Origin of the sequence: Curtobacterium sp. UNCCL17, assembly GCF_000686685.1 — a bacterium.
GTDB lineage: Bacteria > Actinomycetota > Actinomycetes > Actinomycetales > Microbacteriaceae > Curtobacterium > Curtobacterium flaccumfaciens.
Window position 1 is genome coordinate 1 of the sequence record NZ_KK366003.1, and the last position, 24,362, is coordinate 24,362.

The following is a 24,362-nucleotide window of genomic DNA, read 5'->3' on the forward strand; positions in this document are numbered from 1 at the left end:
CAGGCCCTGCACGTACGGGCGGTAGTTGCCGTCCGGGGACCAGTAGGTGACCGACCCGGCGGTGATCGGGAACGACACCGACCCGTCAGCCAGGGTCGCATCGCCCGAGACGCCGGGGGTGAGCTTCAGGGCGGTGAGGGCGTCGGTGAAGCCGGAGTCGAGCTTCACGGCGGTGGAGCCACCGAGGACCTCGGGGACCGAGGCGACGGGTGCGGGGATCTTCGACGACGACGAGGACACCGTGTGCACGTTCGGGGTCGCGGCCTGGGCGGAGGAGATCCCGAACGCGGCACCGCCGAGGACGAGGGCGCCGGTCGTGGCGAGGGTGATGGAGGTCTTGAGGCTCTTACGCATCGTGATCAGTCCTTTGCTCTGGAGGCGCTCCGGCCGGTGGCCGAATGTGCACGTGGTGTGCACGCTTGCTGTGTACAAGCTGCAGCCCGGCAAACTGTGACCGGAGAGCGCCCTGGGCTTTTGCCCTGTGCAAGTGATTCGGCACCCCCGCCCGAACGGTTTGGGACGAGTTTCCTGAGGTCCCGCAACCCGGTGTTTCGTACCGTGTACCCATGGCACCAGCACACATCTCCACCACCGACCGGCTCCGGGCGGTCGACGCCTGGTGGCGCGCCGCCAACTACCTGACGGTCGGGCAGATCTACCTGCTGGACAACCCGTTGCTCACCAGGCCGATCGAACCGGACGACGTCAAGCCGCGGCTGCTCGGCCACTGGGGCACCTCTCCCGCACTGAACCTCGTGTACGCACACTGCAACGCGCTGATCACGGAGACCGGGCGCGAGTTCCTGTACATCTGCGGCCCGGGGCACGGCGGCCCGGCGATGAACGCGAACGCCTGGCTGGACGGCACGTGGAACGAGCTGTACCAGGACGTCGACCTGCAGCGGTTCTTCCGCCAGTTCTCGTTCCCCGGCGGCATCCCCTCGCACGCCGCCCCGGAGACCCCCGGCTCCATCAACGAGGGCGGTGAGCTCGGCTACTCGCTGTCGCACGCCTACGGTGCGGCGCTCGACAACCCGGACCTCGTCGTCGCGTGCGTGGTCGGTGACGGTGAGGCCGAGACCGGTCCGCTCGCCGGGTCGTGGCAGGCGCACACGTTCCTCGACCCGGTGTCCGACGGTGCCGTGCTGCCGATCCTCAACCTCAACGGCTGGAAGATCGCGAACCCGACCGTCCTGGCCCGCATCCCCGACGAGGACCTCACCGCGTACTTCCGTGGGCTCGGCTACGACCCGATCGTGGTCGACTCCCGCCGCGTCGACGACGACCCGTACGCGGTGCACGCCCTGTTCGACGGGGCCCTGCGACGCGCCCTCGCCGGCATCGACGACATCCAGGCCGCTGCCCGCGCCCAGGCCGCCCGTGCCGCCGCGGGGCAGCCCGCCGGTGCCGCCGACCTGCGTCCGCGCTGGCCGATGATCATCCTGCGCACCCCGAAGGGCTGGACCGGCCCGAAGGAGGTCGACGGCGAGCAGGTCGAGGGGACCTTCCGTGCGCACCAGGTGCCGCTGCCCGCGGTGCGCGAGGACGACGGCCACCGCGCCCAGCTCGAGGAGTGGATGCGCTCGTACCGCCCCGAGGAGCTCTTCGACGAGGACGGCCACCCGGTCGGCATCATGACCACGATCCGTCCGACCGGCGACGTACGGATGAGCGCCACCCCGCACGGCAACGGCGGTCGGCTGCGGACCGCGCTCGACCGGCCGCCGCTCGAGCCGTACGCGGTCGAGGTCGGTTCCACGGCGTCCGCCACGGGCACGCTCGGCCCCTGGCTCGCCGCACTCATCGAGAAGAACGCCTCGACCTTCCGGCTGTTCGGCCCGGACGAGACGATCTCGAACAAGCTCGATGCCGTGTTCGACGTGACCTCGCGCGTCTGGCGGGCCCAGCGCGCCGCCGGCGACGAGCACCTGGCCGCACGCGGGCGGGTCACCGAGGTCCTGTCCGAACACCTGCTCGAGGGGATGCTCGAGGGCTACGTGCTGTCCGGTCGGCACGGGATGCTCAACACCTACGAGGCGTTCGCCCACATCATCGACTCGATGGTCGGGCAGTACGCCAAGTGGCTGGAGTCCTCGACCGACATCGACTGGCGGGTGCCGGTGTCCAACCTGTCGCTCCTGCTCTCGTCGCACGTCTGGCGACAGGACCACAACGGGTTCTCCCACCAGGACCCCGGGTTCCTCGACGTCGTCGCGTCGAAGCAGCAGGACCTCGTCCGGATCAAGCTGCCGGCCGACGCCAACACGCTGCTCGCCGTCGCCGCGCACGCGATGGAGACCACGGACCGCATCGAGGTGATCGTCGCGGGCAAGCACCCGGAGCCGGTCTTCCTGTCCCTCGACGACGCGGTCGCGCACGCACAGGCCGGACTCGGCGTGTGGGACTTCGCTGGCACCGAGCAGGCCGTCGGGCAGGTCGACGTCGTGCTCGCCTGTGCCGGAGACGTTCCCACGGTCGAGGCGATCGCCGCCACCGACATCATCCGGAAGCACGCTCCCGGCGTCGGGGTCCGCGTGCTCAATGTCGTCGACCTGCTGGCGCTCGGTGACCCGCGCAAGCACGAGCACCCGATCCCGGACGAGCAGTACGACGCGCTCTTCCTGCCCGGCACGCCCACGGTCTTCGCGTTCCACGGGTACCCGACCCTCGTGCACCAGCTGACGTACCGCCGGAACGGGCACGACGACCTGCACGTGCACGGGTTCCTCGAGCAGGGCACGACGACCTCGCCGTTCGACATGCTCATGCGCAACGAGATGGACCGATTCGCCCTGGCCCACGATGCCCTGACGCGGGTGGACGCCGAGGCGCACGCCGACCTGCTCACGAAGCTGTCCGAAGCGCGGGACGCTGCGCGGACGTTCGCGTACACGAAGGGCGAGGACCACCCGTCGCTCGCGGGCTGGGAGTTCGCGGGCTGGCCCCAGGACGAGCCGGCCAGCGGCGGGACCGGCGGTGACCCCGGTGCGGGCGAGACCGAGGCGGCCGCACCCGGCAACTGACGCACTCCTCCACAGGCCGGGAGGCCCGGAGCACCCTCCACAGGACCGGTCACGCCCGCCGCGTGGCCGGTTCCGTGCTGTCAGGGTTCCGGCATGGACATCGGCTGGATCAGCGCGCTCGTGTCGGTCACGAGCGCGTCCGTCGCGCTGGGTGCGCTCGTCGCCTCGGTGCTCGACGGGCGCGCCGGACGGCGAAATGCAGAGTTCTCGGTGCACCGCGACCTGTGGTGGCAGCGTTGGTCATGGGTCGCCGACCGGGCGACCTCGGACGACGAAGGAAAGCGCGCGGCTGCGGGTGTGATGTCGGCTGCGCTGGTGACCCGCAGTTGGACGACCGACGACGACACCTGGACCTCTCAGGCGCTCGCTGAGTACGAGGCGACACGACCGGGAGCCCACGAACAGCAGGAAGGAGAACGTCGATGATCTCGACGCTGACCGACGAGGCCTTCAAGCGGCTGCTCGACAACCGCGAGATGACGACACCACGGCTCCTCGCCAGCCCCCACTACGGTCCACTCATGCGTGCGAAGGGCGCCGAAGCGGAACTCGCGCAGATGCGCATCGAATGGCGCGAACGCCAGGAGCGCGCCCGGGCGCGGAAGCTCAAGGACGAGGCATCCTTCGGTGAGAGCTGAACCGACGCTCTGCGGGCCTGCCACGCTGGGACTGTGACCGAACTCGTCGTCCCGGCCCCGAGCCTCCCGACCGTGCCCACGACGACGGGCGCGCGTTTCCCCGTCCGCCGTGTTTTCTGCGTCGGCCGGAACTACGCCGCGCACGCCCGCGAGATGGGCCACGACCCGGACCGCGAGCCGCCGTTCTTCTTCACCAAGCCGGCGGACGCGGTCGTGGTCGACGGCGCCGACACCCCGTACCCGCCGCTGACGCAGCAACTGGAGCACGAGGTCGAGCTCGTCGTCGCCATCGGCACCGGCGGCACGGACATCGCCGTCACCGATGCGCTCGCACACGTGTGGGGCTACGCCGTCGGGATCGACCTCACCCGCCGAGACCTGCAGGCCGAGGCGAAGCGACTCGGACGCCCGTGGGACACGGCCAAGGGCTTCGACGCCTCGGCACCGATCGGGGCGCTCACCCCGGCGGCCGAGGTCGACCCGACCAGCGGCGCGATCGAGCTGACGGTGGACGGGGCGCTCCGGCAGTCGGGAGACCTGGCCGACCAGATCTGGTCGGTCGCCGAGACGATCGCGGCCCTGTCACGGTCCGTGGCGCTCGCGCCCGGCGACCTCGTGATGACCGGCACTCCGGACGGTGTCGGCGTGCTCGACCGGGGCGCCGTGCTCGTCGGTACGATCGCCGGCGTCGGCGAGGTCCGGACCCGGATCGTCTGAAGCACGTGTCGGCGATGTGTCGACGGGCTGGGAGCCTTCGCAGGCAGCTCGGGTAGATCTTGGGCATCGTCGCGGGTGGGGCCCGCGGCGGACACGGGGCGGCGCATCGCGACGGGGCGACGCGGACACCTCGGGACTGCCGGAGGTACCACCGTGCTGGAACACGACCTGCTCGCCACGTCCTGGACGTGGGCGGGCGACGAGAGCGTCCGCGACCGGGTGCACGCCGTCGGCGCCGCCGGGTTCGCCGGCCTGTCGCTGTCCCTCGACGACCTGCACGAGGTCCGCGCGACGACGGGCTTCGCCGAACTGCGGCGCATGCTCGACGCCGCCGGCATCGTCTGGGTCCAGCTCGGACCGCTGGACCGTTGGTGGACGTGCACGAGCCGCACCCAGGACGAGGACGCCGACCGCGGTGTCGTGCTCGAGGCCGCGGCGACGCTGAGCGCCTGGCAGGTGGTGGCGCGCGCCGACACCTCGTTGCCCGGAGCCTCCCCCGCGACGATGGCCGACGACTGGGTCGTGCTCGCCGACCAGGCCGAGGCGGTCGGAGCGCAGCTCGTGCTCGAACCGGAACCGTGGTCGAACCTGCCCACGATCGAACGGGCCTCCCGTTTCGTCGCCGCTGCCGGCCACCCGAACGGCGGCCTGCTCATCGACGCCATGCACGCACTCCGCGGCGGTTCCACCCTCGCGTCGATCCGGCAGGGCGTCGCACCGGGGGTCCTCGCAGCCGTCGAGCTGAGCGACGGACTGCTGCACACCCCGAGCGGGATGACCCTCGCCGAGGAGTCACGGACGGCACGGTACCTGCCCGGTGCCGGAGCGTGGGACCTGCCCGGCTTCGTCCGGACCGTGCGCGAACTCGGGTTCGCCGAGCCGTGGGGCGTCGAGGTCCGGACCCCGGCGCACCGGGCGATGCCCGTCCGCGATGCGCTCCGGACAGCTGTCGCCGCCACCCGTGCGGTGCTCGACGCCGCTGATGCGTTCGGCGCCCCGGCCGCTCCGGCGATGCCCTCGACGCCCGCACCGACGTCAGCGGTGGACTTCGAGCCCCCGCACACCGGCCGCTCTGACCCGACGCACGATGCCCGTCGCCGGGACGCCGGCACAGGGACGCCCGCGTAGGTTGCTGGGCATGACCGATCAGGCAGCACACGACGACGACCTGCTCCGCCGTTCCCAGGAGTCCATCGACGAGGCCAAGGCCGCCGCGGCCGAGGTGGTCGAACCGGAAGAGGACGAGCTCATCGAAGAGGACGCACCCGTGGCCGACCACGCGGTGCCCACCGACGGCCCTGCGCCCGCGGCCTGACCCGGCCCTGATCCGACAGGATCCCGCGCACGGACGAGATCGCCGGGCGACCATCGAGGTCGCCCGGCGACTCTTCTCTGCGCCCGTGTGACGAAACGCTCACTCGGCACGTCTCACCAGTGGACCCACCGAGTGTCGCTTCGGCGAGCCCGGTGCGGGGCTTTCGTGGTCGGTCTCCCTGAACCGGCTGGTCACGTGCCTCGGCGACGGTCCGTGCGCTCCCTGATCCAGCGTGCGGGCCGTCGGGTCTGTTCGCTTCTGTCGGTCGCGTCGAGCGGTCAGGCGTTCAGGGCTGCCCCGTCAGTCGTCGTCGTCGTCTTCGTCAGTCGTCGTCCTCGTCGGCGAGGAAGTCCGCGTACCGGACCTCGGTCTCCGTGGTGCCGGTGCCCGGTTCGACGGACCGCTGCGACAGGTCGTCCCCCGTGATCGCGACGCGTTCTGCAGCCGTGTAGGGCGGCAGGTACTTGCTCGAGTTCATCCTCGAAGCCCCCTTCGTCCCGGCGAACGTAACAGCCGATGGCCGATCGTGGCCACCCGTTCCGATACTGTCCCCCGCGCGGGCTCCGGACGGGGGACGGATGTTCGCCAGCGGCGGACCCCATGCGCACGCATGTGGACCCGAAGGCGAAGCGCGGCTCAGGTCTCCCGCACGACGTCGTCCGGGTCCTTGTCCACCCGCCACCCTCGCCAGGACGGCTGCCGGAGCCGTCCGTCGCCGGTCCACTCGGCGAACTCGACCTCGCCGACGCGCTTCGGCGTGACCCAGTGCGCATCACGCGCGTCAGGTCGTGGGACGTCGACGAACGGCGGGGTCTTCCGTTCCAGCGGTGCGAGGGCGCCGGCGATCTCGTCGAGGTCGCGGTCACGGAACCCGGTGCCGACCTTGCCGACGTACTCCAGCCCGTCGGGGCCGGGCACCCCGAGCAACAGCGACCCGATCCCCCCGGCACGCCGCCCGCTGCCCGGTTTCCAGCCACCGACGACGACTTCCTGCGTGGCGTGGTGCTTGCGCTTCAGCCAGGCCTCGGACCGTCGGCCCTCGGCGTACTTCGACGACCGCTTCTTCGCGACCACGCCCTCGAGGCCCTGCTCGCGCGATGCAGCCAGCACCGCGTCGAGGTCGCCCTGCACCGCCGGCGGCACGTCGATCGCACCGCCGGGTTCCACGACCGTCTCGAGTGCCTGCCGCCGGGCGTCGTAGCCGAGTCGCGTGAGCTCGTGCCCGTCCGCCTCGAGCACGTCGAACAGCAGGAACCGCACGGGCGTCGTCTCCTGCGCGCTCCGGACCTCGCGCGCCTTCGTCAGGCCCATGCGGTTCTGGAGCAGCTGGAACGAGGGGCGGCCACGATCGTCGACGGCCACGATCTCACCGTCGAACACGCCGTCCACGCCGGCCCGCTCGCCCAGTTCCTGCAGCTCGGGGTACTGGGCCGTCAGGTCGTTGTCGTTGCGGCTGCGCAGGGTCACCGACCCGTCGCGGACCGTCGCCAGTGCGCGCACCCCGTCCCACTTCATCTCGAACGCCCAGTCCGCCGGGTCCAGCCGGGGCTCGCCCTTGGACAGGGTCGCCTGCATCGTCCGGCGCTCGGACGGCGGGGTCTCGGCGTCCGCGGCCCCGCTGATCCGTCGCTGCCCGGCGTGGTGTGCACCGTCGTGCCCGTCCGACGGCCGGTCCGACCGTCGTGCCACCGCCGGCCCGGCAGAGCCGCCGCCGTCCGCCAGCCGTTCGGGTTGCTCCTTCGTGCGGTGGATCAGCCAGTTCTTCTCGTCCCCGCCGCCACGGCCGCGGGTGTGCAACAGCGCGAGGCGGCGAGCGCCACCGGCCCGACCGTGCAGCGTGACGATGACCTCCTGCCCCTCGCGCCACTTCTCGAGCTCGTAGGTACCGTCGTCCCAGATCGTGACCGTGCCTCCGCCGTACTCGTCCTTCGGGATCGTGCCCTCGAACGCCCCGTACTCGAGCGGGTGGTCCTCGGTCTGCACGGCCAGGTGGTTCTTGCCCGGGTCGGTGGGCTCGCCCTTCGGCAGGGCCCAGCTCACCAGCACCCCGTCGTGCTCGAGCCGGAAGTCGTAGTGGTCGCGGGTGGCGTGGTGCTCCTGGATGACGAAGGTCGGTGTGCCGTCCTTCCGCACGGTGGGAGCGCCCTCGGGCACGGGCTCCGGCGTCTTCGAGGCGTCCCGCTTCGCCCGGTAGGCGGCGAGCCGGTCACGTGCGGGCTGCTCGGCGTCGTTCGCGCGCTCGGTCCGCTCGCTGTCCCAGTGACCGTGGTCGTCGCGCCCGACGGCCAGCGAGGCGGAGGCGACCGGGTGCAGGAAGTCCCCACGGGCCTCCAGGCGTTCGAGGACCTCGTCCAACGTGAGCTGCGCGAGCCCGCGCTCCTCGAGCTCCTTCCAGGTGCGGGGTGCCGCGACCGTCGGCCGCTCGCGGCCGCGCAGCGAGTACGGGGCGATGGTCGTCTTGTTGCCGTTGTTCTGCGACCAGTCGACGAAGACCTTGCCCGTCCGCTCGGCACGGCTCATCGACGACAGCACCAGGTCCGGCAGGTCCGTCTCGAGGGCCTTGGCCAGCTCGTGGGCGACGTCGGAGACCTGCGCGGTCGTCGCCTTGCCGTCGAGGGCCGCGTACAGGTGGATGCCCTTGGAGCCGGACGTCACCGGGTACGGGTCGAGTCCCATGCCGTGCAGGATCTCGCGCGCGGCCACGGCGACCTCGACGCACTCGGGCAGCCCCACCCCCTCGCCCGGGTCGAGGTCGAGGACGAGCCGATCCGGGTTCTGCTGCGCGCCGCGGGGGCCGAACCGCCACTGCGGGACGTGCAGTTCGAGCGCGGCCTGCTGCGCCATCCACACCAGGGTCGGCAGGTCGTCGACGATCGGGTACTCGTTGTCGTGTTCCGAGTGGTGGATGGTGTGGTGCCGCACCCAGTCGGGGGCCGAGTCGGGCAGGTTCTTCTCGAAGAAGACCTTGCCCTCGACACCGTTGGCCCAGCGCTTGCGGGTCACGGGGCGGTCCTTCACGTGCGGGATCATCCACGGCGCGACCCGCTCGTAGTACTCGATCACCCGACCCTTCGTGGTGCCGGTCTCGGGGTAGAGCACCTTGTCGGTGTTCGTGAGCGCGAGCCGCCGGTCGCCGATGAGGACGACGGTCTTGCGCGAGGCGGGACTCACAGCGCCACCCCGGTCGCTCCCGCCACCGTGAGGGTCGTGCCGGACGTGTACGACGACTCGGGCCCCGCCAGGTAGACGTAGGCGCTACCGAGCTCGACGGGTTGGGCGGGACGGCCGAACGGGGTGTCCTGGCCGTACGCCGCGATCTCGTCGCCCGGGTAGCTGATCGGCTGCAGCGGCGTCCACACCGGCCCGGGCACCACCGTGTTGGCCCGGATGCCCTTGCTCGCGAGCTGCCGCGCGAGCCCGTTCGTGTAGGTGATGATCGCGGCCTTCGTCGCCGCGTAGTCGATCATGCGGTCCTGCGGCTGGTACGCGGACACCGAGCTGGTCGTGACGATCGAGCTCCCCGGCGCCATGTGCGGGACGGCGGCGCGGACCAGCCAGAACAGCGAGTACAGGTTGACCTTCATCGTGCGGTCGAAGTCCTCGGTGCTCTGCGCGGTGATGTCCTCGTGCACCTGCTGGTGGCCCGCGACCAGCACGAGTGCGTCCAGGCCGCCGAGCTCGCTGACGGCGTCCTGCACCAGGACGTCGCAGAAGGCCTCGTCGGTCAGGTCACCGGGCAGCAGCACCGCCTTGCGCCCGAGGTCACCGATGACGTCGCGGACCTGTTCGAGGTCCTCGCGTTCCTCGGGCAGGGCGTTCAGGGCGATGTCGGCCCCTTCCTTCGCCATCGCGATCGCCGCGGCGCGCCCGATGCCGGAGTCCGCGCCCGTGACGAGCACCCGGTACCCGCGCATCCGCCCGGTGCCCAGGTAGCTCGTCTCGCCGTGGTCGGGGGCGGGGTCCATCGCGCTCGCCAGCCCGGACCCCTGCTGGGTTTGTGCGGGGAACGGCGGACGGGGGAACTGGTCGCGCGGGTCCTGCTTGTCGAGCTGGCTCATGGGCCCATCGTGCTCGCGCCGGCCTCGCGGCGGTCCAGCGAACCGGACATCCGTGGAACGATCCCCCGGACGGCGGACCTGTGGAGGAACCGACGGCTCCGAGCACGCACGCGTGCGGGCGGGCATCATGTGCGCATGAGGTCGATCTGGAAGGGCTCCATCGCGTTCGGACTCGTCAACGTGCCCATCAAGGTCTACGCGGCCACCGAGACGCACGACGTGTCCCTGCACCAGGTCCACGACGAGGACAAGGGCCGCATCCGGTACAAGCGGGTGTGCGAGTTCGGCCACGAGGTCGAGTACGCCGACATCCAGCGCGCCTACGACGACGGCGACAAGACCGTGGTGCTCACGGCGGACGACTTCAAGCAGCTCCCCGAGGAGCAGTCGCACGAGGTCGAGGTGCTCGAGTTCGTGCCCGTCGAGCAGGTCGACCCGATGATGTTCGAGAAGACCTACTACCTCGAGCCCGACTCGCGCTCGCCGAAGGCGTACGTGCTGCTGCGCGAGACCCTGGCGAAGACCGACCGCCTGGCGATCGTGCAGTTCACCCTGCGGCAGAAGACCCGGCTCGGGGTGCTCCGGGTGCACGACGAGGTCATCCTGCTGCAGGGGCTGCTCTGGGGCGACGAGGTCCGCGCCGCCGACTTCAAGACCCTCGACACGACGGTGAAGGTCAGCGCCAACGAGCTGAAGATGTCGTCCTCGCTCGTCGAGAGCATGTCCACCGACTTCGACCCCGACCGCTACACCGACTCCTACCAGGAGGAACTGCAGCAGCTGATCGACGCCAAGCTCGAGGCGGGCGACGACATCGACACCGAGAAGACCTTCGGCGCCCAGGACGACGAGGACGACGACGAGGGCGGTGACGTGCTCGACCTGATGGCCGCCCTGCGTGCGTCCGTCGACAAGAAGCGGACAGGAGGCTCGGGGTCGCGTTCGTCGTCGACCGCACGCTCGTCGTCGGGTTCCGCCTCGGGCACGTCCGGCTCGGGTTCGTCCGGCTCGGGCACGTCCGGCTCCGGCAGGAAGGCACCGGCGAAGAAGCCGCCCGCCAAGAAGGCCGCGGAGAGCACGGCCGAGAAGGCCCCCGCGAAGTCGGCGCCGAAGAAGGCCCCGGTCAAGAAGGCTCCGGCGAAGAAGCCCGCCGCCAAGAAGCAGGCGAGCTGACCGCTGGCGGGGGTCAGGCCGCGGTCGAGCCGCCGCCCGCCAGCCGCTCGAGGGTGGTGAACACCCCGGCGTGCTCCTGGCGCAGCGCGGTCCACCCGGCGCCGGTGTCGATCTGCTCCGGGTGCTCGACGGGCACCGCGTACCCGTGCTGTGCCCGCGGCACCGGATCGCCCGGCAGCCGGAGCTCCTGGGTGAAGGCGCCGCTCGCCGCTTCGAAGGTCAGGGTGTGCGACGCGACGTTCCGGCCCCAGTCCGCGGACGGCCACGACATGAACGCGACGTGCCGCATCCCCTCGGCGGGATCGGTCGCCGAGACGTAGCAGCCGTGGTGGTCCTCACCCGGGGACAGGATCGTGTACGTGCCGTTGTCCCGGTAGACGAGCAGGGCCTCGGCGAAGGGCTTCGGGGCGTACATCGCGGTGTAGCGCAGGGCGTGGACGAACCGCGGCCGCCCCAGCGGGACCGACACCACCGCGCTGCGGACCGGCCCCTCGCTCGGTGGCGCCTCACCCGGGGTCGACGCCACTCCGCCTGCCGGGAGGTGGGCGACGTAGAGCAGTTCGGCGTCCTCCGTGCCGGTGCTGCGACCGTCGTGCACGACGTGTGGCTCCTCGACCAGGGCCTGCCCCGGCCCGACGACCCGTGTCGCCTCTTCGGTGACGTGCGTCAGCGCGCCGCGCACCACCAGTCCGGTCTGACGCGCGTCATGGCGGTGCCAGCCGGTCGACGCACCCGTCGGGAGCGTCAGCCGCCGGACCTCGTACGTGCCGCCGTCGGGCCCGTCGACGGTGGCGATAAGGGTGGTGGTGGGCTCGGGATCGGTCATCGGGGTCCTCTCGGTGGCGCGTTCGCCAGATGATCGTCTTGCACTCGCCTGGGACGGTGGTCGAAGGACGACGCGGATCCGTTCAGCCGACGACCGCGGCACGTGTCACGAGCCGGAAACACGGGTCCGGGAGACTGGTCGGATGACTCCACAAGAGCCTGGGAGCCTGCAGTCGTCATCCGAGACCGCAGGCCCGCCCGTCACCGTCTCCGTCACCCGCCTGGTCGAACCCGACCGCATCCCCGAGGTCACCCGCTGGGTGCAGTCCGGGGTGAACCTGGCGAACCGCTACCCCGGCTTCCTCGGCTCGGGGTGGGTGCGTTCCACCGCGCAGTCCCGCGAGTGGCACATGCTCTACCGGTTCGCCGACCACGACTCCCTGGCCACGTGGGAGAACTCCGACGACCGGCTGCGCTGGCTCGACCTGGGCCGTGACCTGGTGGTGGAGTCCCGCGTCGAGAAGCGCACCGGCATCGAGGGGTGGTTCGACGTCCCGCAGGACGCCCCGGCCTCGAGCGCTCCCCCGCGGTGGAAGCAGTCCGTGAGCATCTGGCTCGGCTTCTTCCCCGTGAACCTCGCGTTCACGTACCTGACGGCCTGGCTCGTCCCCGCGTTCGCGCACGTCGCGATCCTGCCCCGGGTGCTCATCACGACCGTCGTGCTCACGCCGATCATGACGTTCTGGGTGCTGCCGTTCGTGACGAAGCTGATCCGGCCGTGGCTGCTCGCACCGCCGAGGTCCGAGCGGGCCTAGCCGACGACCCCGGGCGGGACTGGCCGACGCCCCCGAGCGGCACGGGCCCGTCGTGGCCGAGGGCGTCCCATCCGACCTGCAGCATGTGCGGCCGGGCCTCGGTCGCAGAGGCCTCGGTCTCGTACGTCAGCGCGAGCATCACGATGGCGCCGAACGCCCCGGAGACCCGTGCCCGCCGGTCGAGCGGGGTGGCCGTGGCGTCGGCCATGTCGATGCCGAACACGTCGAGGAGCGTCGCTGCGACCGGTTCGAGCCGGACGCCGACGTCGTCCCCGCGCCGGAGCGTGAACGCCGCGAGCGCGAGTTCCGCCCACCCGGGCCGGGCGAGAGCGAGGTCGGCGATCCCCACGAGCGCCGCGGCGTCGCGGGTCTCCCCCGCGGGGGCGGCGGCAGCGGCTGCCCGGATCGCCTCGGTCTGCGCGGTGCACTGCGCGAGCGCGGCCTCGACGAGCAGCTCCTTGCTCGTGAACCGGGCGAGGATGCCCGCCTTCGAGTAGCCGGCCTGGTCGGCGACGGCCTGCACGGCGGTGTCCTTGATGCCGCGGCGGGCGATGAGCCCGGCGGTGATGTCCAGGACGCCCCCGTTGATCTCCTCGGCGGAGGGCCGAGCACGGCGCGCAGGCCGACTCACGCGCCGACCGCCGAGGCCCGTGCCGTCCGCAGGCGCCGGGTCCCCGCAACGAGCAGGGCGATCCCGGTCAGGAGCTCCCACGCGACGATCGTGTACACGGACGCACGCTCCCACACGCCGTCGGGGAGCACCTCGATCACCGTCGACGACGAGTCCACGACGAGCATCACGAGGGAGACGAGGCCGACGATCCCGAGCGCGACGCTCGCGATCCGGTAGGCCGCCGTAGCCCGCAGCGCCCGGGACCCGATGCCGGCGGTGATCGCCACGAGGTTGCCGGTCGTGATCGCTGCCGCGGCGCCGAGCACGTGGAACACGATGGTGCCGCCGTCGGTGCTCGTCTGGCTGCCGTGGAACGAGCCGACCAGGACCATCCCGACCAGGTGGACCACGGCGAGGGTCGCGGTCGCGACCCGCGCACGGCGGGACGCGGCGCGGAACACCACGACGGCGAGCACCGCTGCGATCCCGAACAGGACGCCCTGCCCGATGAACGTCGTGTTCATGAGCACGTGCAGCGGTGAGTCGATCGACCGCCCCTGGAACGTGCCGACGTCGGGGACGCCGAGGTCGGAGATGTAGTTCGTCGCGTAGTCGTAGCCGGGGAACGCCGACGCCGAGACCGCTTCGCCGACGAGCCAGCCGACCCCCGCCACCGTCCAGAGGGCCCCGGAGACCAGCGCTCCGCGAGTGTCCGTTTTGGTCATCTCCTGACCATATCGGTCACTACTGTGAGTTGCCCAGCACCGACAACTGGTCGAGCCGCTCGAGGATGACACCCTCGCGCAGCGCCCACGGGCAGATCTCGAGGGCCGGCAGGTCGAAGATGTCCAGGCACGCCTCGGCGACGAGCGCCCCGGGCACCACCTGGTGTGCGCGGCTCGCCGAGACGCCCGGCAGCGCCGCGAGTTCGTCGACCGACATCGTGAGCAGCTCCGGCAGGCGCTGCCGCAGCACGTCGCCGTCGAGGGCACGGGGCACGAGCGGTCCGGCGGCGGACGGCGCGGCCCCGCAGATCCGGGCGATCGACCGGAACGTCTTCGACGTCGCCACGGCCCGGTCCGGGCGGCCCGAGCGGAGCAGCCGTCCGGCGTCCCGGGCGATCTCGACGCGGATCTCGTGCCGGATGCGGCGGACGTCGTCCTCGGTCGGGGTACCGGCGGCGAAGTAGGAGCGCGCCAGGCGTGCGGCGCCGATCGGCATCGACCACGCGACGTCCGGTGCCTCGTCGGCACCGCCGGCGATCTCGAGCGAGCCACCGCCGATGTCGAAGACCGCCAGGCGACCGGCGGACCATCCGAACCAGCGACGCACGGCCAGGAACGTCAGCCGGGCCTCGTCGGAGCCGGACAGGACGGCCAGCTCGACCCCGGTGGACGACTCGACGTGGGCGAGCACGGCCTCGGAGTTGCCGGCGTCGCGCACCGCCGAGGTGGCGAACGCGAGCATGTCCTCGCAGCCGCGTTCCTCGGCGACGCGGACGGCGTCGGCGACGAAGGTGGTCAGGGCGTCGATCCCCTGGTGGGTCACCGCGCCCGAGTCGTCGAGGTGCTCGGCCAGCCGCAGCGGCTGCTTGAACGAGGACGCCGGCAGCGGCGCGGCGCCGCCGTGGGCGTCCACCACGAGCAGGTGGCCGGTGTTGGACCCGATGTCGAGGACTCCCACGCGCATGCCACAACGCTAGCGGGCCACCGGGACGGTTCGACCCGGGAGGCGCGGGTCACGCCCGCAGGAACGCCTCCAGCTCGGTGGTGGTCGGGTACGAGGCCTGTGCGCCCGGCTTGGTCGCGGCGTACGCCCCGACCCCCACCGCGAACCGAGCAGCGTCGACGAGGGTGTCCCCCGCGGCCAGACGCAGCGCCACCGCACCCATGAAGGCGTCGCCGCAGCCCGTGGTGTCCACGGGCTCGACCCGGACGGCGTCGATCGACACCGGCTCGGCGCCCCCGTCGTGCACGACGCAGCCGGCACCGCCGCGGGTGACGATCGACCGGGCGACGCCGTGGTCACCGAGCGCCGCGGCCTCGTGCTCGTTCACCAGCAGCACGTCGGTCAGTTCGAGGAGCTCGGCCGGCACGGCGCCGAACGGTGACAGGTTCGTGAGCACGGTGACCCCGGCGGCGTGCGCGGCCCGGGCGGCGGCGAGGACGACGTCGATCGAGACCTCGAGGCAGAGCCCCAGCACCGCGGCGCCGGCGAAGACGTCGGCCGGCACGTCGTCCGGCGTCAGCGTGCCGTTCGCTCCGGCTGAGATCACGATGGTGTTCTCGCCTGCGGCGTCGACGGTGATGACGGCGGTGCCGGTCGCGACGCCCTCCCGGATCGCGACGTGCGTCGTGTCGACACCCGCAGCCGCGACGGAGTCGCGGAGCAGCGCACCGTTCCCGTCGTCGCCGACCGCACCGATCATGCGCACCGTGCCCCCGAGCCTCCCGGCAGCCACCGCCTGGTTGGCGGACTTGCCGCCGGGCAGGATCGCGAGGTCGGAGCCCTGCAGGGTCTCACCGGGCTGGGGGAATCGCGCGGTGCGGACCACCAGGTCCGCGTTGAGCGACCCGACGACGACGATGCTCTCGGTCAACGGACGGTCTCCTTCTGCGGGGCGACGGACGTGGTCTCGGCACCTTCCGGACGGGGGATGAGGAACGAGATCGCGAGCGCGACGGTCGTGATCGCGGCCCCGAGCAGCATGCCACCGGAGTACCCGGCGGTGCCCGCGGAACCGCCGACGCCGAGCGCGATCTGCAGCGCGGGCAGGACGGCGAAGCTGACCCCGGCGCCGAGGTTGAACGCACCGGCGTTCAGGCCGGGCAGGAACCCGGGGTTCGACGCCGGCGACAGCACGATGCCCAGGCCGTTCAGGATGATGTTCGCGATGCCGGCGTAGGTGATGCCGATCAGTACCGTCGCGGTGACCAGCACGGGCAGCGAGTGCACGCCGACCAACGCCATCAGGACGGTCGAGACGATGCTGCCGATCAGCCCGACGCGCAGGACGGCGCGGTACCCGATGGTCGGGGCGAGGCGGCCGGCGAAGGGCCCGACGATCCACCCGACCAGCGCGTACGGGGTGAGGAACACGAGCGACGCCAGGTCGGGCTCCATCCCGAAGCCGGCGTCACCGTTCTGCGCGAGGCTCGTGACGAGTCCGTTGACCACGGCGAAGACGCCGGTCATGGTCAGGAACGTCGTCGCCAGGAGCGCCCAGGTCGCACGGCGCTTCAGGAACCTGGTCTCGACCAGGGGTTCCCGCACCCGCGACTCGACGGCCCAGAACACGGCGAAGGCGACGAGCGCGACGACGACGCCACCGACCACGAGCACGGGGTTCGCCGCGCCGAGCTTGCCGGCCTCGTTGAACGCCGTGAGCAGCGCACCCACGCTCACCACGAGGGGCACGACGCCGATCCAGTCCATCCGGGTGCCGGCCGAGGGCTTCGACTCGACGCCCCAGACCGCGACCAGGAGCAGGGCGATCACGGTGACGACGGCGATGACCCAGAAGATCCCGCGGAACCCGAAGTTCGTCGCGATCCACCCGCCGGCCAGGGCGTCGACGCCCGCGATGCCGCCGTTCACGGCGGTCAGCAGCCCGAGGGCGGCGCCGTAGCGCTTCGGGTCGCTGATCTCGTTGCGCAGGACGAGCAGGCAGATGGGGACGACCGGACCGGTGACGCCCTGGATGATGCGACCGGCGAACAGCATCGGCACGTTCACCGCGAGCGCGGCGACGATGCTGCCGACGAGCATCACGGCGAGCATGCCGATCAGCACGCGCTTGCGGCCGACGATGTCGGACAGCCGCGGCAGGAACAGCGAGAACAGCGCCGCGAGCGTGAAGTACAGGGTCTGCGACAGGCCGATGGTGGCGTCGTCGGTGTTGAGCTCGCGCGCCATCGTGACGAGGGCGGGGCTGAGCATGCTCGCGTTCAGCTGGAACGCGATGCACGCGGCGAGGAGCGCGGCGGTGAGGGCGCCGATCGACTTCTTCGTCGAGGTGGTGGTCATGGGGGTTCAGCGCTCCGGGGTCGTGGTGATGCCGGCTTCGACGGCGTCAGCGGCGGCACGTGGGGTCCAGCCGGTGTCGGCCGTCTCGCCGATGCGCTCGAGGGCGTCGACGACGAGGTCCCAGAACCGGCCGTGGTCGAGCTCCATCGCGGCGCTCGTGCGGCAGTCCTCGGGTGCGGGGGCGCGGAAGTCGGCGACGGTCATGCCCAGGGTCAGCGCGCCCTGGGTCTCGACGTGGATCGGGACCTTCACGGCGCGGACGATCGTGGGGTCGATGACGTACGCGACGGCGCAGGGGTCGTGGACCGGCGGGGCGTCGAAGCCCTGGGCGTCCTTGTAGGTCTGGCCGAAGAAGTCGAGCAGCTCGCCGACGAACGCGGCGGGGGCGGTGCCGACGCCGGCGATGCGCGCGGCGACCTCGGGGGTGGCCAGGGCCTGGTGCGTCAGGTCGAGGCCGACCATCACGACGTCCCAGCCGGCCTCGAACACGATGGCCGCGGCCTCGGGGTCGATGACGATGTTGAACTCGGCGACCGGGCTCCAGTTGCCGACGTGCACGCCGCCGCCCATGAGCACGACCTGCTTGACGCGCTCGACGATGCGGGGTTCCTTGCGGGCGGCGAGGGCGATGTTCGTCAGGCCGCCGGTCGGCACGAGGGTGACCGTGCCGGGCTCGTGGGCCATCACGGTGTCGATGATCAGGTCGACGGCGTGGCGCTCGTCGAGGTCGAACGACGGCTCGGGGAGCATCGGTCCGTCCAGGCCGCTCTCGCCGTGGATGTCCGGTGCGACCTCGATCTGGCGCAGCAGCGGGCGGGCGGCTCCGGCGGCGAACGGCACCCCGGTGATGCCGGCGATGCGGGCGACCGCCAGGGCGTTGCGGGTGACCTTCGGCAGGGTCTGGTTGCCGACGACGGTGGTCACGGCGAGCAGGTCGATGGCCGGGCTGCCGTGGGCGAGCAGGAGCGCCACGGCGTCGTCGTGGCCGGGGTCGCAGTCGAGGATGATCTTCGCGGCGGGCTGGGTCGCATCGGGCACGCTGGGCGCTCCACTTCTTCGGGGAATCGAGGTGAGTGCTCGACGTGGTGGGGATCCACGGGCCGGCAGAGCGCTGGCGACGTGGCGCGTCAAGCGTTTGACATCGAAACACGTCAAACGCTTGACGTCAAGTTCGACCACCGCGCTCGCTAGCATCGACGAGTGCCCTCCCCCGCCGCCCCGAGCCGTCGTGTGACCGCTGCGATGGTGGCCGAGCGTGCGGGCACGAGCATCGCCACGGTCTCCCTCGTCGTGAACGGCAAGGACCGCGGGCGGGTCTCCGCCCCCATCGCTGCACGGGTCCGCGACGCCGTGGACGACCTCGGCTACGTCGTCGACCACGCCGCCAGCTCGTTGGCCCGCGGCAGCGGCGACCTCGTCGTGTTCATCGCCCCCGACCTGTCGAACCCGTTCTTCGCCGAGGTCATCCGTGGCGTCCGCGACACCTTGGGCGACCGCTTCCAGCTCGTGCTCTCCGTCACCGAGCGGGGTGCACAGCCGGTCGCGGCCGACGTCCGCCGCTTCGAACGGCTCCGGCCGGCCGGCATCCTGGTCGACGCACCGGCCGCCGACGAGCCGATGTCGGCGAGCGTCCCCGTGGTGCTGCTCGACGCCCCCGGTGGGCCCGACGCGGTCAACTACGACCTCTCCACCGGCGTGCACGACCTCGTCGCCCACCTGCACGACCAGGGACACCGGCACGTGGGCTACCTCGACGGCACCTCGCGGGCGGCGACGTTCGGCGTGCGCCGGGAACTGTTCGAGCAGGCCTGTGCGGAGGCCGGCATCACGGTCTCCGAGGTCACCGCCCGCGCCGACCTGACCGTGGAGGCCGCGGCCTCGGCCACCGAACACGTCATCGAGGCCTGGCAGGACGACGACGTCACCGCCGTCGTCGCAGCCGCGGACACCCTGGCCTACGGAGTCCTGCGGGTCGCCGGCGCGCTCGGCATCGCCGTCCCCGGCGCACTCGCGGTCGCGGGCTTCGACGACCTGCCGTCGTCGTCGGTCACCGCGCCGGCCCTGACGAGCGTGGCGCTGCCCGGCGCCGACCTCGGTCGCACGGCGGCACTGCGGCTCCTCGCGACGCTCGACGGCACGGCCGCCGAGCCCGCGGCCCTGCCGACGCGGCTCGTGCCGCGCGCGAGCACCGGCGCGTAGCGCGGGGTCACCGCGACCTCACGCGCTCAGCGACACCTCACGCGCGCTGGAACGCGCGAGGTGTCGCTCAGCACGAAAGTCGGCCGCGGCAAGGAGCGCGACCGGACGACGGACGGGAGGCCCGGTGCCAGCTGGCACCGGGCCTCCCGTCCGTCGTCCGGTCGCGTCTACCGGTCGGTGTCCCGCCCCGGTGCGGAACCCTCCGGAGCCGCCGCGTGCTCCGCACGCGCAGCACGCTGCGCGCGCTCGAGCTCGTCGGCCTCGTCACCGCCGACGGCCTCGCCACGGGCGACCATGCCGGCCGTGTCGGAGAGCGTGATCTGCGGCAGGAACAGGGCGAGCAGGAACGCCACCGCGATGAACGGCAGCAGGTACCAGAACACCGGTGCGAGCGAGTCGGCGTAGGCGTTCACGATGCCGTCCTGCACCGCAGGCGGCAGGCCCGCGACGGTCGACGGGTCGATGCTCCCCGCCGAGGACGCCGCATCGGTCGCCGACCCACCGGCACCGCGGAACACGTCGGTCAGCGACGTCGTGAGCCGCGCGGTGAAGAGCGCACCGAAGACGGCGGTGCCGAGAGAGGCGCCGACCTCACGGAAGTAGTTGTTCGTCGACGTGGCGGTACCGACCTGCTCGGCGGGCACGGCGTTCTGCGCGACGAGGACGACCACCTGCATGATCAAGCCGAGCCCGGCACCGAAGACGAACAGGTACGCGCAGATCAGCCAGATCGGGGTGTCCGCCGCCAGCTGGGTCATCGCGAGCATGGCGATGGCCACCAGGACCGTGCCGACGATCGGGAACATCCGGTAGCGCCCGGTCTTGGTGATCAGGACACCCGAGGCGATCGACGTGCCGATCAGGCCGGCCATCATCGGCAGCATCAGCAGGCCGGAGACCGCCGCCGAGGTACCCGAGGCCATCTGCAGGAACGTCGGGACGAAGCCGATCGCGGCGAACATGCCGATGCCGAGCACGAGGCCGATGCCGGTGGCCAGCAGGAAGGTGCGGTTGCGGAAGAACGACAGCGGGAGCACCGGGTCCTGGGCACGGGACTCGACGAACACCAGGAGCGCTGCCGAGACGACGAGACCGGCGAACCAGGCCCAGGTCTCCGGGGCGTCCCAGCCGTGGTCCTTGCTGCCGCCGAACTCCGAGAAGAACACCAGGCACGTGGTCGCGGCGGACATGAACAGCACGCCGAGGACGTCGATGCGCTTCGTCGCCTTCTTGTTCGGCAGGGTCAGCGCGAACCACGCCACGAAGAACGCCGCGATGCCGACCGGGATGTTGATGTAGAACGCCCAGTTCCAGGTGAGGTGGTCCACGAAGAAGCCACCGAGCAGCGGGCCGCCGATCGCGGACAGGCCGAAGATCGCACCGAGCGGCCCGAGGTACTTGCCGCGCTGCGACGCGGGGACGATGTCGGCGATGATCGCCTGCGACAGGATCATCAGACCGCCGCCACCGAGGCCCTGCATGGCGCGGAACACCACGAGCTGCGTGAAGTCACCGGCGAACGCGCACCCGGCCGAGGCGATGGTGAACAGCGCGATCGCGATGAGGAACAGGTTGCGGCGCCCGAGGACGTCACCGAACTTGCCGTACACGGGCATCACGATGGTGGAGGCGAGCAGGTACCCGGTCGTCAGCCAGGCCTGGTGCGCGACGCCGCCGAGCTCGCCGACGATGGTCGGCATCGCGGTGGAGACGATGGTCTGGTCGAGGCTGGAGAGCAGCATCCCCGCGATCAGGGCGGAGAAGATGATCCAGATGCGACGCTGCGTCAGGAGCAGCGGGCCGTCGGAGCCTGGGCGGGCACGCTTGGTGGTGCCCGGCGCGGTGGCGCTCATGTGGTGTGTTCCCGTTCGGTCGTGGTGACCGCCCTGAGCAGGCGGAGGTTCTCGGTGAGCAGCGCGTCGAACGTCGGTCCGGTGGCCTCGTCGAAGGCGTCGTCGAAGTACGTCTCCGCGGTCACCTTCAGCAGCGCGGCCGCGGCCTCGGTCACCAGGCGCGCCCGACGGTCGCCGGGGTCGTCCCACCCGAACCGACGGCGCACGGCCACGGTGACCCGGGCGAGCTGCACGTCGGTCGCCGACAGGAACCGCGCGACGAGCGCCGGCTCCCGCTCGAAGACCCGACGCATCATGGCCTCGTCGGCACGGACGAACCCGACCCGGCCGAACTGGTCGATCGCCAGCGCCACGATCGAGCCGAGGGGGTCGAGCTCGCCGGGGACGATCCCGCCCGCGGCGTAGGCGTCGATCGCCTCGACGTCGGCGTTGAGCTCGATGCCGAGCACGGCGTCGTCCTTCGACCCGAAGTGGTTGAAGAACGTGCGGCGCGACACTCCGACGGTCTCGCAGAGCTGCTCGATCGTGAAGCCGTGCAGCCCGTGTTCGACCGTCGCCCGACGTGCCTCGACGATCATGCGTCGGCGCAGCGCGCGGGTGCGTTCGGTGGTGCTCACCGAGCAAGAATTGCACTCTCCTGTTGAAAGTGCAATACGTGAACGGGCCGGGCTACAGCGCCTTCTCGAAGCAGAACGACCAGGGCATGGTCGCGACGTAGGGCTCGTAGACCGCGATCTGGTCCCAGCCGGTCTTGCGGTAGAGCGCCACGGCGTCGGGCTGCTTGTCACCGGTCTGCAGGATGAGCCGCGGGGCGCCGAGTTCGCGACCCACGCACTCGCACTCGTCGAGCAGCGCGGTGGCCGCACCCTTGCCGCGCGCCGAGGCGAGCACGATGAGCCGCTTCAGTTCGACCTCGTCACCCAGACGCCGGACCGCGATGTGCCCGACCGGTTCTCCGGACTCGTCGACGGCCAGGATCGACGTGACGACGGTCGACGGGTCGACGCTCAGCGCACGACCCCGCTCGGCGGTGACCGCCGGGTCCTCGCCGGCGTTCGCCGATCCGTAGCGTTCGTGCATCTCGTCGTCCATCCGGGCGCGGAGCACCACGCTGCGGGGGTCGTCCCAGGACACGCGTTCGATCGTGATCACGAACGTCGATCCTGGCACGGGCGACCGACGACGCGGAAACCGAGGCGCCCGTCAGGCGCGACCAACGCCGCCCGTCAGGCGCGACCAACGCCGCCCGTCAGGCGCGACCGGCGCCGCTCGTCAGTCGCGCTGGCCGAGTGCCGCGATCGGGCCCTCGCCGGCGCGGAACGCCGCGAGCACGGCCGCCGCGTCGTCGTACACCTCGGCCGCCCCGGCCCCGCGGAGCTCGTCGCCGCCGATGCCGCCGGTCATCACGCCGACGCACTGCACCCCCACCTTGCCGGCGGACTCGACGTCCCACATGGCGTCCCCGACCATCACGGCGTCGTCGGCGGAGACCCCGGCCTTGCCGAGTGCGACCCGGATGATGCCGGGGTCCGGCTTCGCCTGTCCGACGTCCTCGGAGCTGGTCTCGGCGGTGACCCACTCACCCGCGTCGAGCAGGTCACGCAGGCGGGCGAGTTCGTGCTCGGGCGCACTGGTCGCCAGGACCACGGCGTGCCCCGCTTCGGCGACGGCCTGCAGGAGATCGCGTGCACCCGGCAGCAGCCGGAGCCGCGGCATCTGCTCGGCGTAGTAGGCGGTGTGGAACTGCTTCGCGGTGTCGCGGGTCTCCTGGGACGCGTCAGGCAGCAGCGTCTCGAGCAGCTTCGCCGAGTCCATCCCGATCGCGCGGTGGATCCGCCAGGCGTCGACGGACTCCCCCGCCGCCAGGAACGCCCGCCACCACGCGTCGATGTGCGCGTAGTTCGAGTCGGCGAGGGTGCCGTCGATGTCGAAGAGGACTGCTGTCGTGGGTGCGTCGGCCATCCCACCATGCTGCTCGGGAGGCCCGGATCGCCTCCCAGGGGCGGCCCGCGTCCGTCAGACGGTGATCGTCTCCCCCGCGGGCAGGATCAGGACGGGCACCGGCCCGAGACCGTCCGGCCCGAGGAACCGCGCGGCGGACTGCTGGCCGAGGTCGCTCAGCATCGCCTCGTGGATCTGCACGGCCCGCTCCGGCGCCACGGCTCGCACGTAGTCGACGGCCTGGGCGGTGTTCGTCCACGGACCGCTCGTCGGCAGCAGCAGGGTCGGCACCGGGACACCGGGCTCGAGGTACGCGTCGCCCGGGTGGAACACCGCGTCGTCCACCAGGTAGCCGACGTTCGCGGTGGACGGGATGTCGGGGTGGATGACCGCGTGCTGCTCGCCGAAGACCCGGACGGAGAACGGTCCGACGGTGATCGCGTCGCCGGCGTGCACCGCTTGGACCCGGCCGTGGTGTTCGCCGAGCTGCTCGACGACGGTCTCCGGACCGCGGACGACGAGGTCCGGGTTGGCGGAGAGTCCCGCGCGCAGGGCGTCGATGTCGAAGTGGTCGGGGTGGTCGTGCGTGACGAGGACGCCCGCTGCTCCGCGGACGAGGTCGACGGCCTCGGGCGTGAACACCCCGGGGTCGATGACGAGGGTGACGCCGTCCTGCTCGAGGACGACGGTGGCGTGGTTGTACTTCGTCAACTCCATGCGCACAACTGTACAGCCGTGTTGTACTTCTCGGGCTCCCGGGAAGGTGAGGGGTCGTTCAGTCGGCCCGACGCGCGACCCGCTCGAACAGCTCGGGCAGACGGCGGAGCAGCGCACGCTCCTCGGCGTCGGTCTCCTCGCGGATCGCGTCGGCCAGCCAGTCCGTGCGGGCGTCCGTGTCCCGCTGCAGTGCAGCCCGGCCGGCGTCCGTGATCCGGATGACCGACGCTCGGCGGTCGGTGTCCGACGCCGTCCGGTCGACGTAGCCGAGCTCGGCCAGTTCGCCGACCGTGCGGGACTGCCCCTGGTGCTTCACCCCGCGGCGGCGCGCGAGTTCCGCGATCGTCATCGGACCCTCGCGGTGCAGGAACCCGAGGGTGGTGGTGTGGGTGGCCGGCAGCGCGTCCGCCTCGCGTCGTGCGGCACGCACGACCCGACCGATGGACTGTCGGAGCTCCGCAGCGAGCTCGTCGATCGGGTCCATGCCCGGAACGCTACCGCGTCACGGA

General features: G+C 71.7%; 25 protein-coding genes and 1 pseudogene. 9 read left to right on the forward strand and 17 right to left on the reverse strand.

Features of this window, described 5'->3' with window-relative positions; all coding sequences use genetic code 11:
• A pseudogene (locus BR70_RS0117725) lies at positions 1-354 on the reverse strand (hypothetical protein); the annotation flags it as partial.
• A 212-nt stretch (positions 355-566) separates the two neighbouring features.
• Between BR70_RS0117725 and BR70_RS0117730 the strand changes: the two are divergent.
• The 6 genes from BR70_RS0117730 (at position 567) to BR70_RS23460 (ending at position 5,693) form a co-directional block, all read left to right on the forward strand.
• Positions 567-3,023 (forward strand): phosphoketolase family protein, encoded by a 2,457-nt coding sequence (locus BR70_RS0117730; RefSeq protein ID WP_027467133.1) that lies wholly within the window; start codon positions 567-569, stop codon positions 3,021-3,023.
• Between the two features lie 93 nt (positions 3,024-3,116).
• Positions 3,117-3,449 (forward strand): hypothetical protein, encoded by a 333-nt coding sequence (locus tag BR70_RS0117735; RefSeq protein WP_027467134.1) that lies wholly within the window; start codon positions 3,117-3,119, stop codon positions 3,447-3,449.
• On the forward strand, positions 3,446-3,661 hold the full coding sequence (locus BR70_RS0117740; RefSeq protein WP_027467135.1) for a hypothetical protein: 216 nt from the start codon (positions 3,446-3,448) through the stop codon (positions 3,659-3,661). Before BR70_RS0117735 ends, BR70_RS0117740 begins: the two co-directional genes overlap by 4 nt.
• A gap of 33 nt (positions 3,662-3,694) precedes the next feature.
• Entirely contained in the window at positions 3,695-4,378 is a 684-nt protein-coding gene (locus tag BR70_RS0117745) for a fumarylacetoacetate hydrolase family protein (RefSeq protein ID WP_027467136.1), read from the forward strand.
• 153 nt (positions 4,379-4,531) lie between these two features.
• Entirely contained in the window at positions 4,532-5,506 is a 975-nt protein-coding gene (locus BR70_RS22635) for a sugar phosphate isomerase/epimerase family protein (RefSeq protein ID WP_051597106.1), read from the forward strand.
• Between the two features lie 10 nt (positions 5,507-5,516).
• Positions 5,517-5,693, forward strand: a complete 177-nt coding sequence (locus BR70_RS23460) for a hypothetical protein (RefSeq protein WP_155896953.1) — start codon at positions 5,517-5,519, stop codon at positions 5,691-5,693.
• Positions 5,694-6,015: 322 nt separating this feature from the next.
• Here the strand turns inward: BR70_RS23460 and BR70_RS23465 are convergent, their stop codons facing one another.
• The 3 genes from BR70_RS23465 to BR70_RS0117770 all read right to left on the reverse strand — a co-directional run bounded on the left by BR70_RS23465 (position 6,016) and on the right by BR70_RS0117770 (position 9,751).
• Positions 6,016-6,171 (reverse strand): hypothetical protein, encoded by a 156-nt coding sequence (locus BR70_RS23465; RefSeq protein ID WP_155896954.1) that lies wholly within the window; start codon positions 6,169-6,171, stop codon positions 6,016-6,018.
• Positions 6,172-6,329: 158 nt separating this feature from the next.
• Positions 6,330-8,864 (reverse strand): ATP-dependent DNA ligase, encoded by a 2,535-nt coding sequence (locus tag BR70_RS0117765; RefSeq protein WP_027467137.1) that lies wholly within the window; start codon positions 8,862-8,864, stop codon positions 6,330-6,332.
• Positions 8,861-9,751, reverse strand: coding sequence for an SDR family oxidoreductase (locus tag BR70_RS0117770; protein WP_027467138.1), 891 nt, complete (start codon positions 9,749-9,751; stop codon positions 8,861-8,863). The genes BR70_RS0117765 and BR70_RS0117770 overlap by 4 nt, the downstream gene beginning before the upstream one ends.
• 135 nt (positions 9,752-9,886) lie before the next feature.
• Between BR70_RS0117770 and ku the strand changes: the two genes are divergently transcribed.
• Positions 9,887-10,924, forward strand: a complete 1,038-nt coding sequence (gene ku, locus BR70_RS0117775; protein WP_027467139.1) for a non-homologous end joining protein Ku — start codon at positions 9,887-9,889, stop codon at positions 10,922-10,924.
• 13 nt (positions 10,925-10,937) lie between these two features.
• On the opposite strand, the gene BR70_RS23005 is transcribed toward ku, so the two are convergent.
• On the reverse strand, positions 10,938-11,750 hold the full coding sequence (locus tag BR70_RS23005; protein WP_081827465.1) for a cupin domain-containing protein: 813 nt from the start codon (positions 11,748-11,750) through the stop codon (positions 10,938-10,940).
• 142 nt (positions 11,751-11,892) lie between these two features.
• Here BR70_RS23005 and BR70_RS0117785 point away from each other — a divergent pair, with 142 nt between their 5' ends.
• Positions 11,893-12,504: an antibiotic biosynthesis monooxygenase gene (locus BR70_RS0117785; protein ID WP_035809639.1), complete on the forward strand. Its 612-nt coding sequence runs from the start codon at positions 11,893-11,895 to the stop codon at positions 12,502-12,504.
• Here the strand turns inward: BR70_RS0117785 and BR70_RS22640 are convergent.
• From BR70_RS22640 to uriH, 6 genes are read right to left on the reverse strand one after another with little or no spacing between them, the layout of a single operon-like run.
• Complete coding sequence (locus BR70_RS22640) at positions 12,422-13,135, reverse strand: TetR/AcrR family transcriptional regulator (protein WP_051597107.1); 714 nt, start codon at positions 13,133-13,135, stop codon at positions 12,422-12,424. The genes BR70_RS0117785 and BR70_RS22640 overlap by 83 nt on opposite strands.
• A complete protein-coding gene (locus BR70_RS0117795; RefSeq protein WP_027467141.1) occupies positions 13,132-13,842 on the reverse strand; it encodes a DUF998 domain-containing protein in 711 nt (236 codons plus the stop codon). Before BR70_RS0117795 ends, BR70_RS22640 begins: the two co-directional genes overlap by 4 nt.
• Before the next feature lie 19 nt (positions 13,843-13,861).
• Positions 13,862-14,806, reverse strand: a complete 945-nt coding sequence (locus tag BR70_RS0117800; RefSeq protein WP_027467142.1) for a Ppx/GppA family phosphatase — start codon at positions 14,804-14,806, stop codon at positions 13,862-13,864.
• Positions 14,807-14,855: 49 nt separating this feature from the next.
• Positions 14,856-15,716 carry a ribokinase gene (locus tag BR70_RS0117805; protein WP_027467143.1) on the reverse strand — a complete coding sequence of 287 codons (861 nt, stop codon included), beginning with the start codon at positions 15,714-15,716 and terminating at the stop codon, positions 14,856-14,858.
• Entirely contained in the window at positions 15,713-17,143 is a 1,431-nt protein-coding gene (uriT, locus tag BR70_RS0117810) for a uridine transporter UriT (protein WP_027467144.1), read from the reverse strand. Before uriT ends, BR70_RS0117805 begins: the two co-directional genes overlap by 4 nt.
• Positions 17,144-17,149: 6 nt before the next feature.
• On the reverse strand, positions 17,150-18,181 hold the full coding sequence (gene uriH, locus BR70_RS0117815; RefSeq protein WP_027467145.1) for a uridine-preferring nucleoside hydrolase UriH: 1,032 nt from the start codon (positions 18,179-18,181) through the stop codon (positions 17,150-17,152).
• A gap of 162 nt (positions 18,182-18,343) precedes the next feature.
• Here uriH and BR70_RS0117820 point away from each other — a divergent pair, with 162 nt between their 5' ends.
• Positions 18,344-19,342 carry a LacI family DNA-binding transcriptional regulator gene (locus BR70_RS0117820; RefSeq protein ID WP_027467146.1) on the forward strand — a complete coding sequence of 333 codons (999 nt, stop codon included), beginning with the start codon at positions 18,344-18,346 and terminating at the stop codon, positions 19,340-19,342.
• Positions 19,343-19,509: 167 nt separating this feature from the next.
• Here BR70_RS0117820 and BR70_RS0117825 read toward each other — a convergent pair whose 3' ends face one another.
• From BR70_RS0117825 to BR70_RS0117850, 6 genes are all read right to left on the reverse strand, one after another.
• Complete coding sequence (locus BR70_RS0117825; RefSeq protein WP_027467147.1) at positions 19,510-21,195, reverse strand: MDR family MFS transporter; 1,686 nt, start codon at positions 21,193-21,195, stop codon at positions 19,510-19,512.
• Positions 21,192-21,812: a TetR/AcrR family transcriptional regulator gene (locus BR70_RS22645; RefSeq protein ID WP_051597108.1), complete on the reverse strand. Its 621-nt coding sequence runs from the start codon at positions 21,810-21,812 to the stop codon at positions 21,192-21,194. Before BR70_RS22645 ends, BR70_RS0117825 begins: the two co-directional genes overlap by 4 nt.
• 52 nt (positions 21,813-21,864) lie before the next feature.
• Positions 21,865-22,347, reverse strand: a complete 483-nt coding sequence (locus tag BR70_RS0117835) for a GNAT family N-acetyltransferase (RefSeq protein ID WP_027467148.1) — start codon at positions 22,345-22,347, stop codon at positions 21,865-21,867.
• A 120-nt stretch (positions 22,348-22,467) separates the two neighbouring features.
• Complete coding sequence (locus BR70_RS0117840; protein ID WP_027467149.1) at positions 22,468-23,157, reverse strand: HAD family hydrolase; 690 nt, start codon at positions 23,155-23,157, stop codon at positions 22,468-22,470.
• A 54-nt stretch (positions 23,158-23,211) separates the two neighbouring features.
• Positions 23,212-23,853: an MBL fold metallo-hydrolase gene (locus BR70_RS0117845; RefSeq protein ID WP_027467150.1), complete on the reverse strand. Its 642-nt coding sequence runs from the start codon at positions 23,851-23,853 to the stop codon at positions 23,212-23,214.
• A gap of 58 nt (positions 23,854-23,911) precedes the next feature.
• Positions 23,912-24,337 carry a MarR family winged helix-turn-helix transcriptional regulator gene (locus tag BR70_RS0117850; protein ID WP_027467151.1) on the reverse strand — a complete coding sequence of 142 codons (426 nt, stop codon included), beginning with the start codon at positions 24,335-24,337 and terminating at the stop codon, positions 23,912-23,914.
• Positions 24,338-24,362 lie beyond the last annotated feature (25 nt).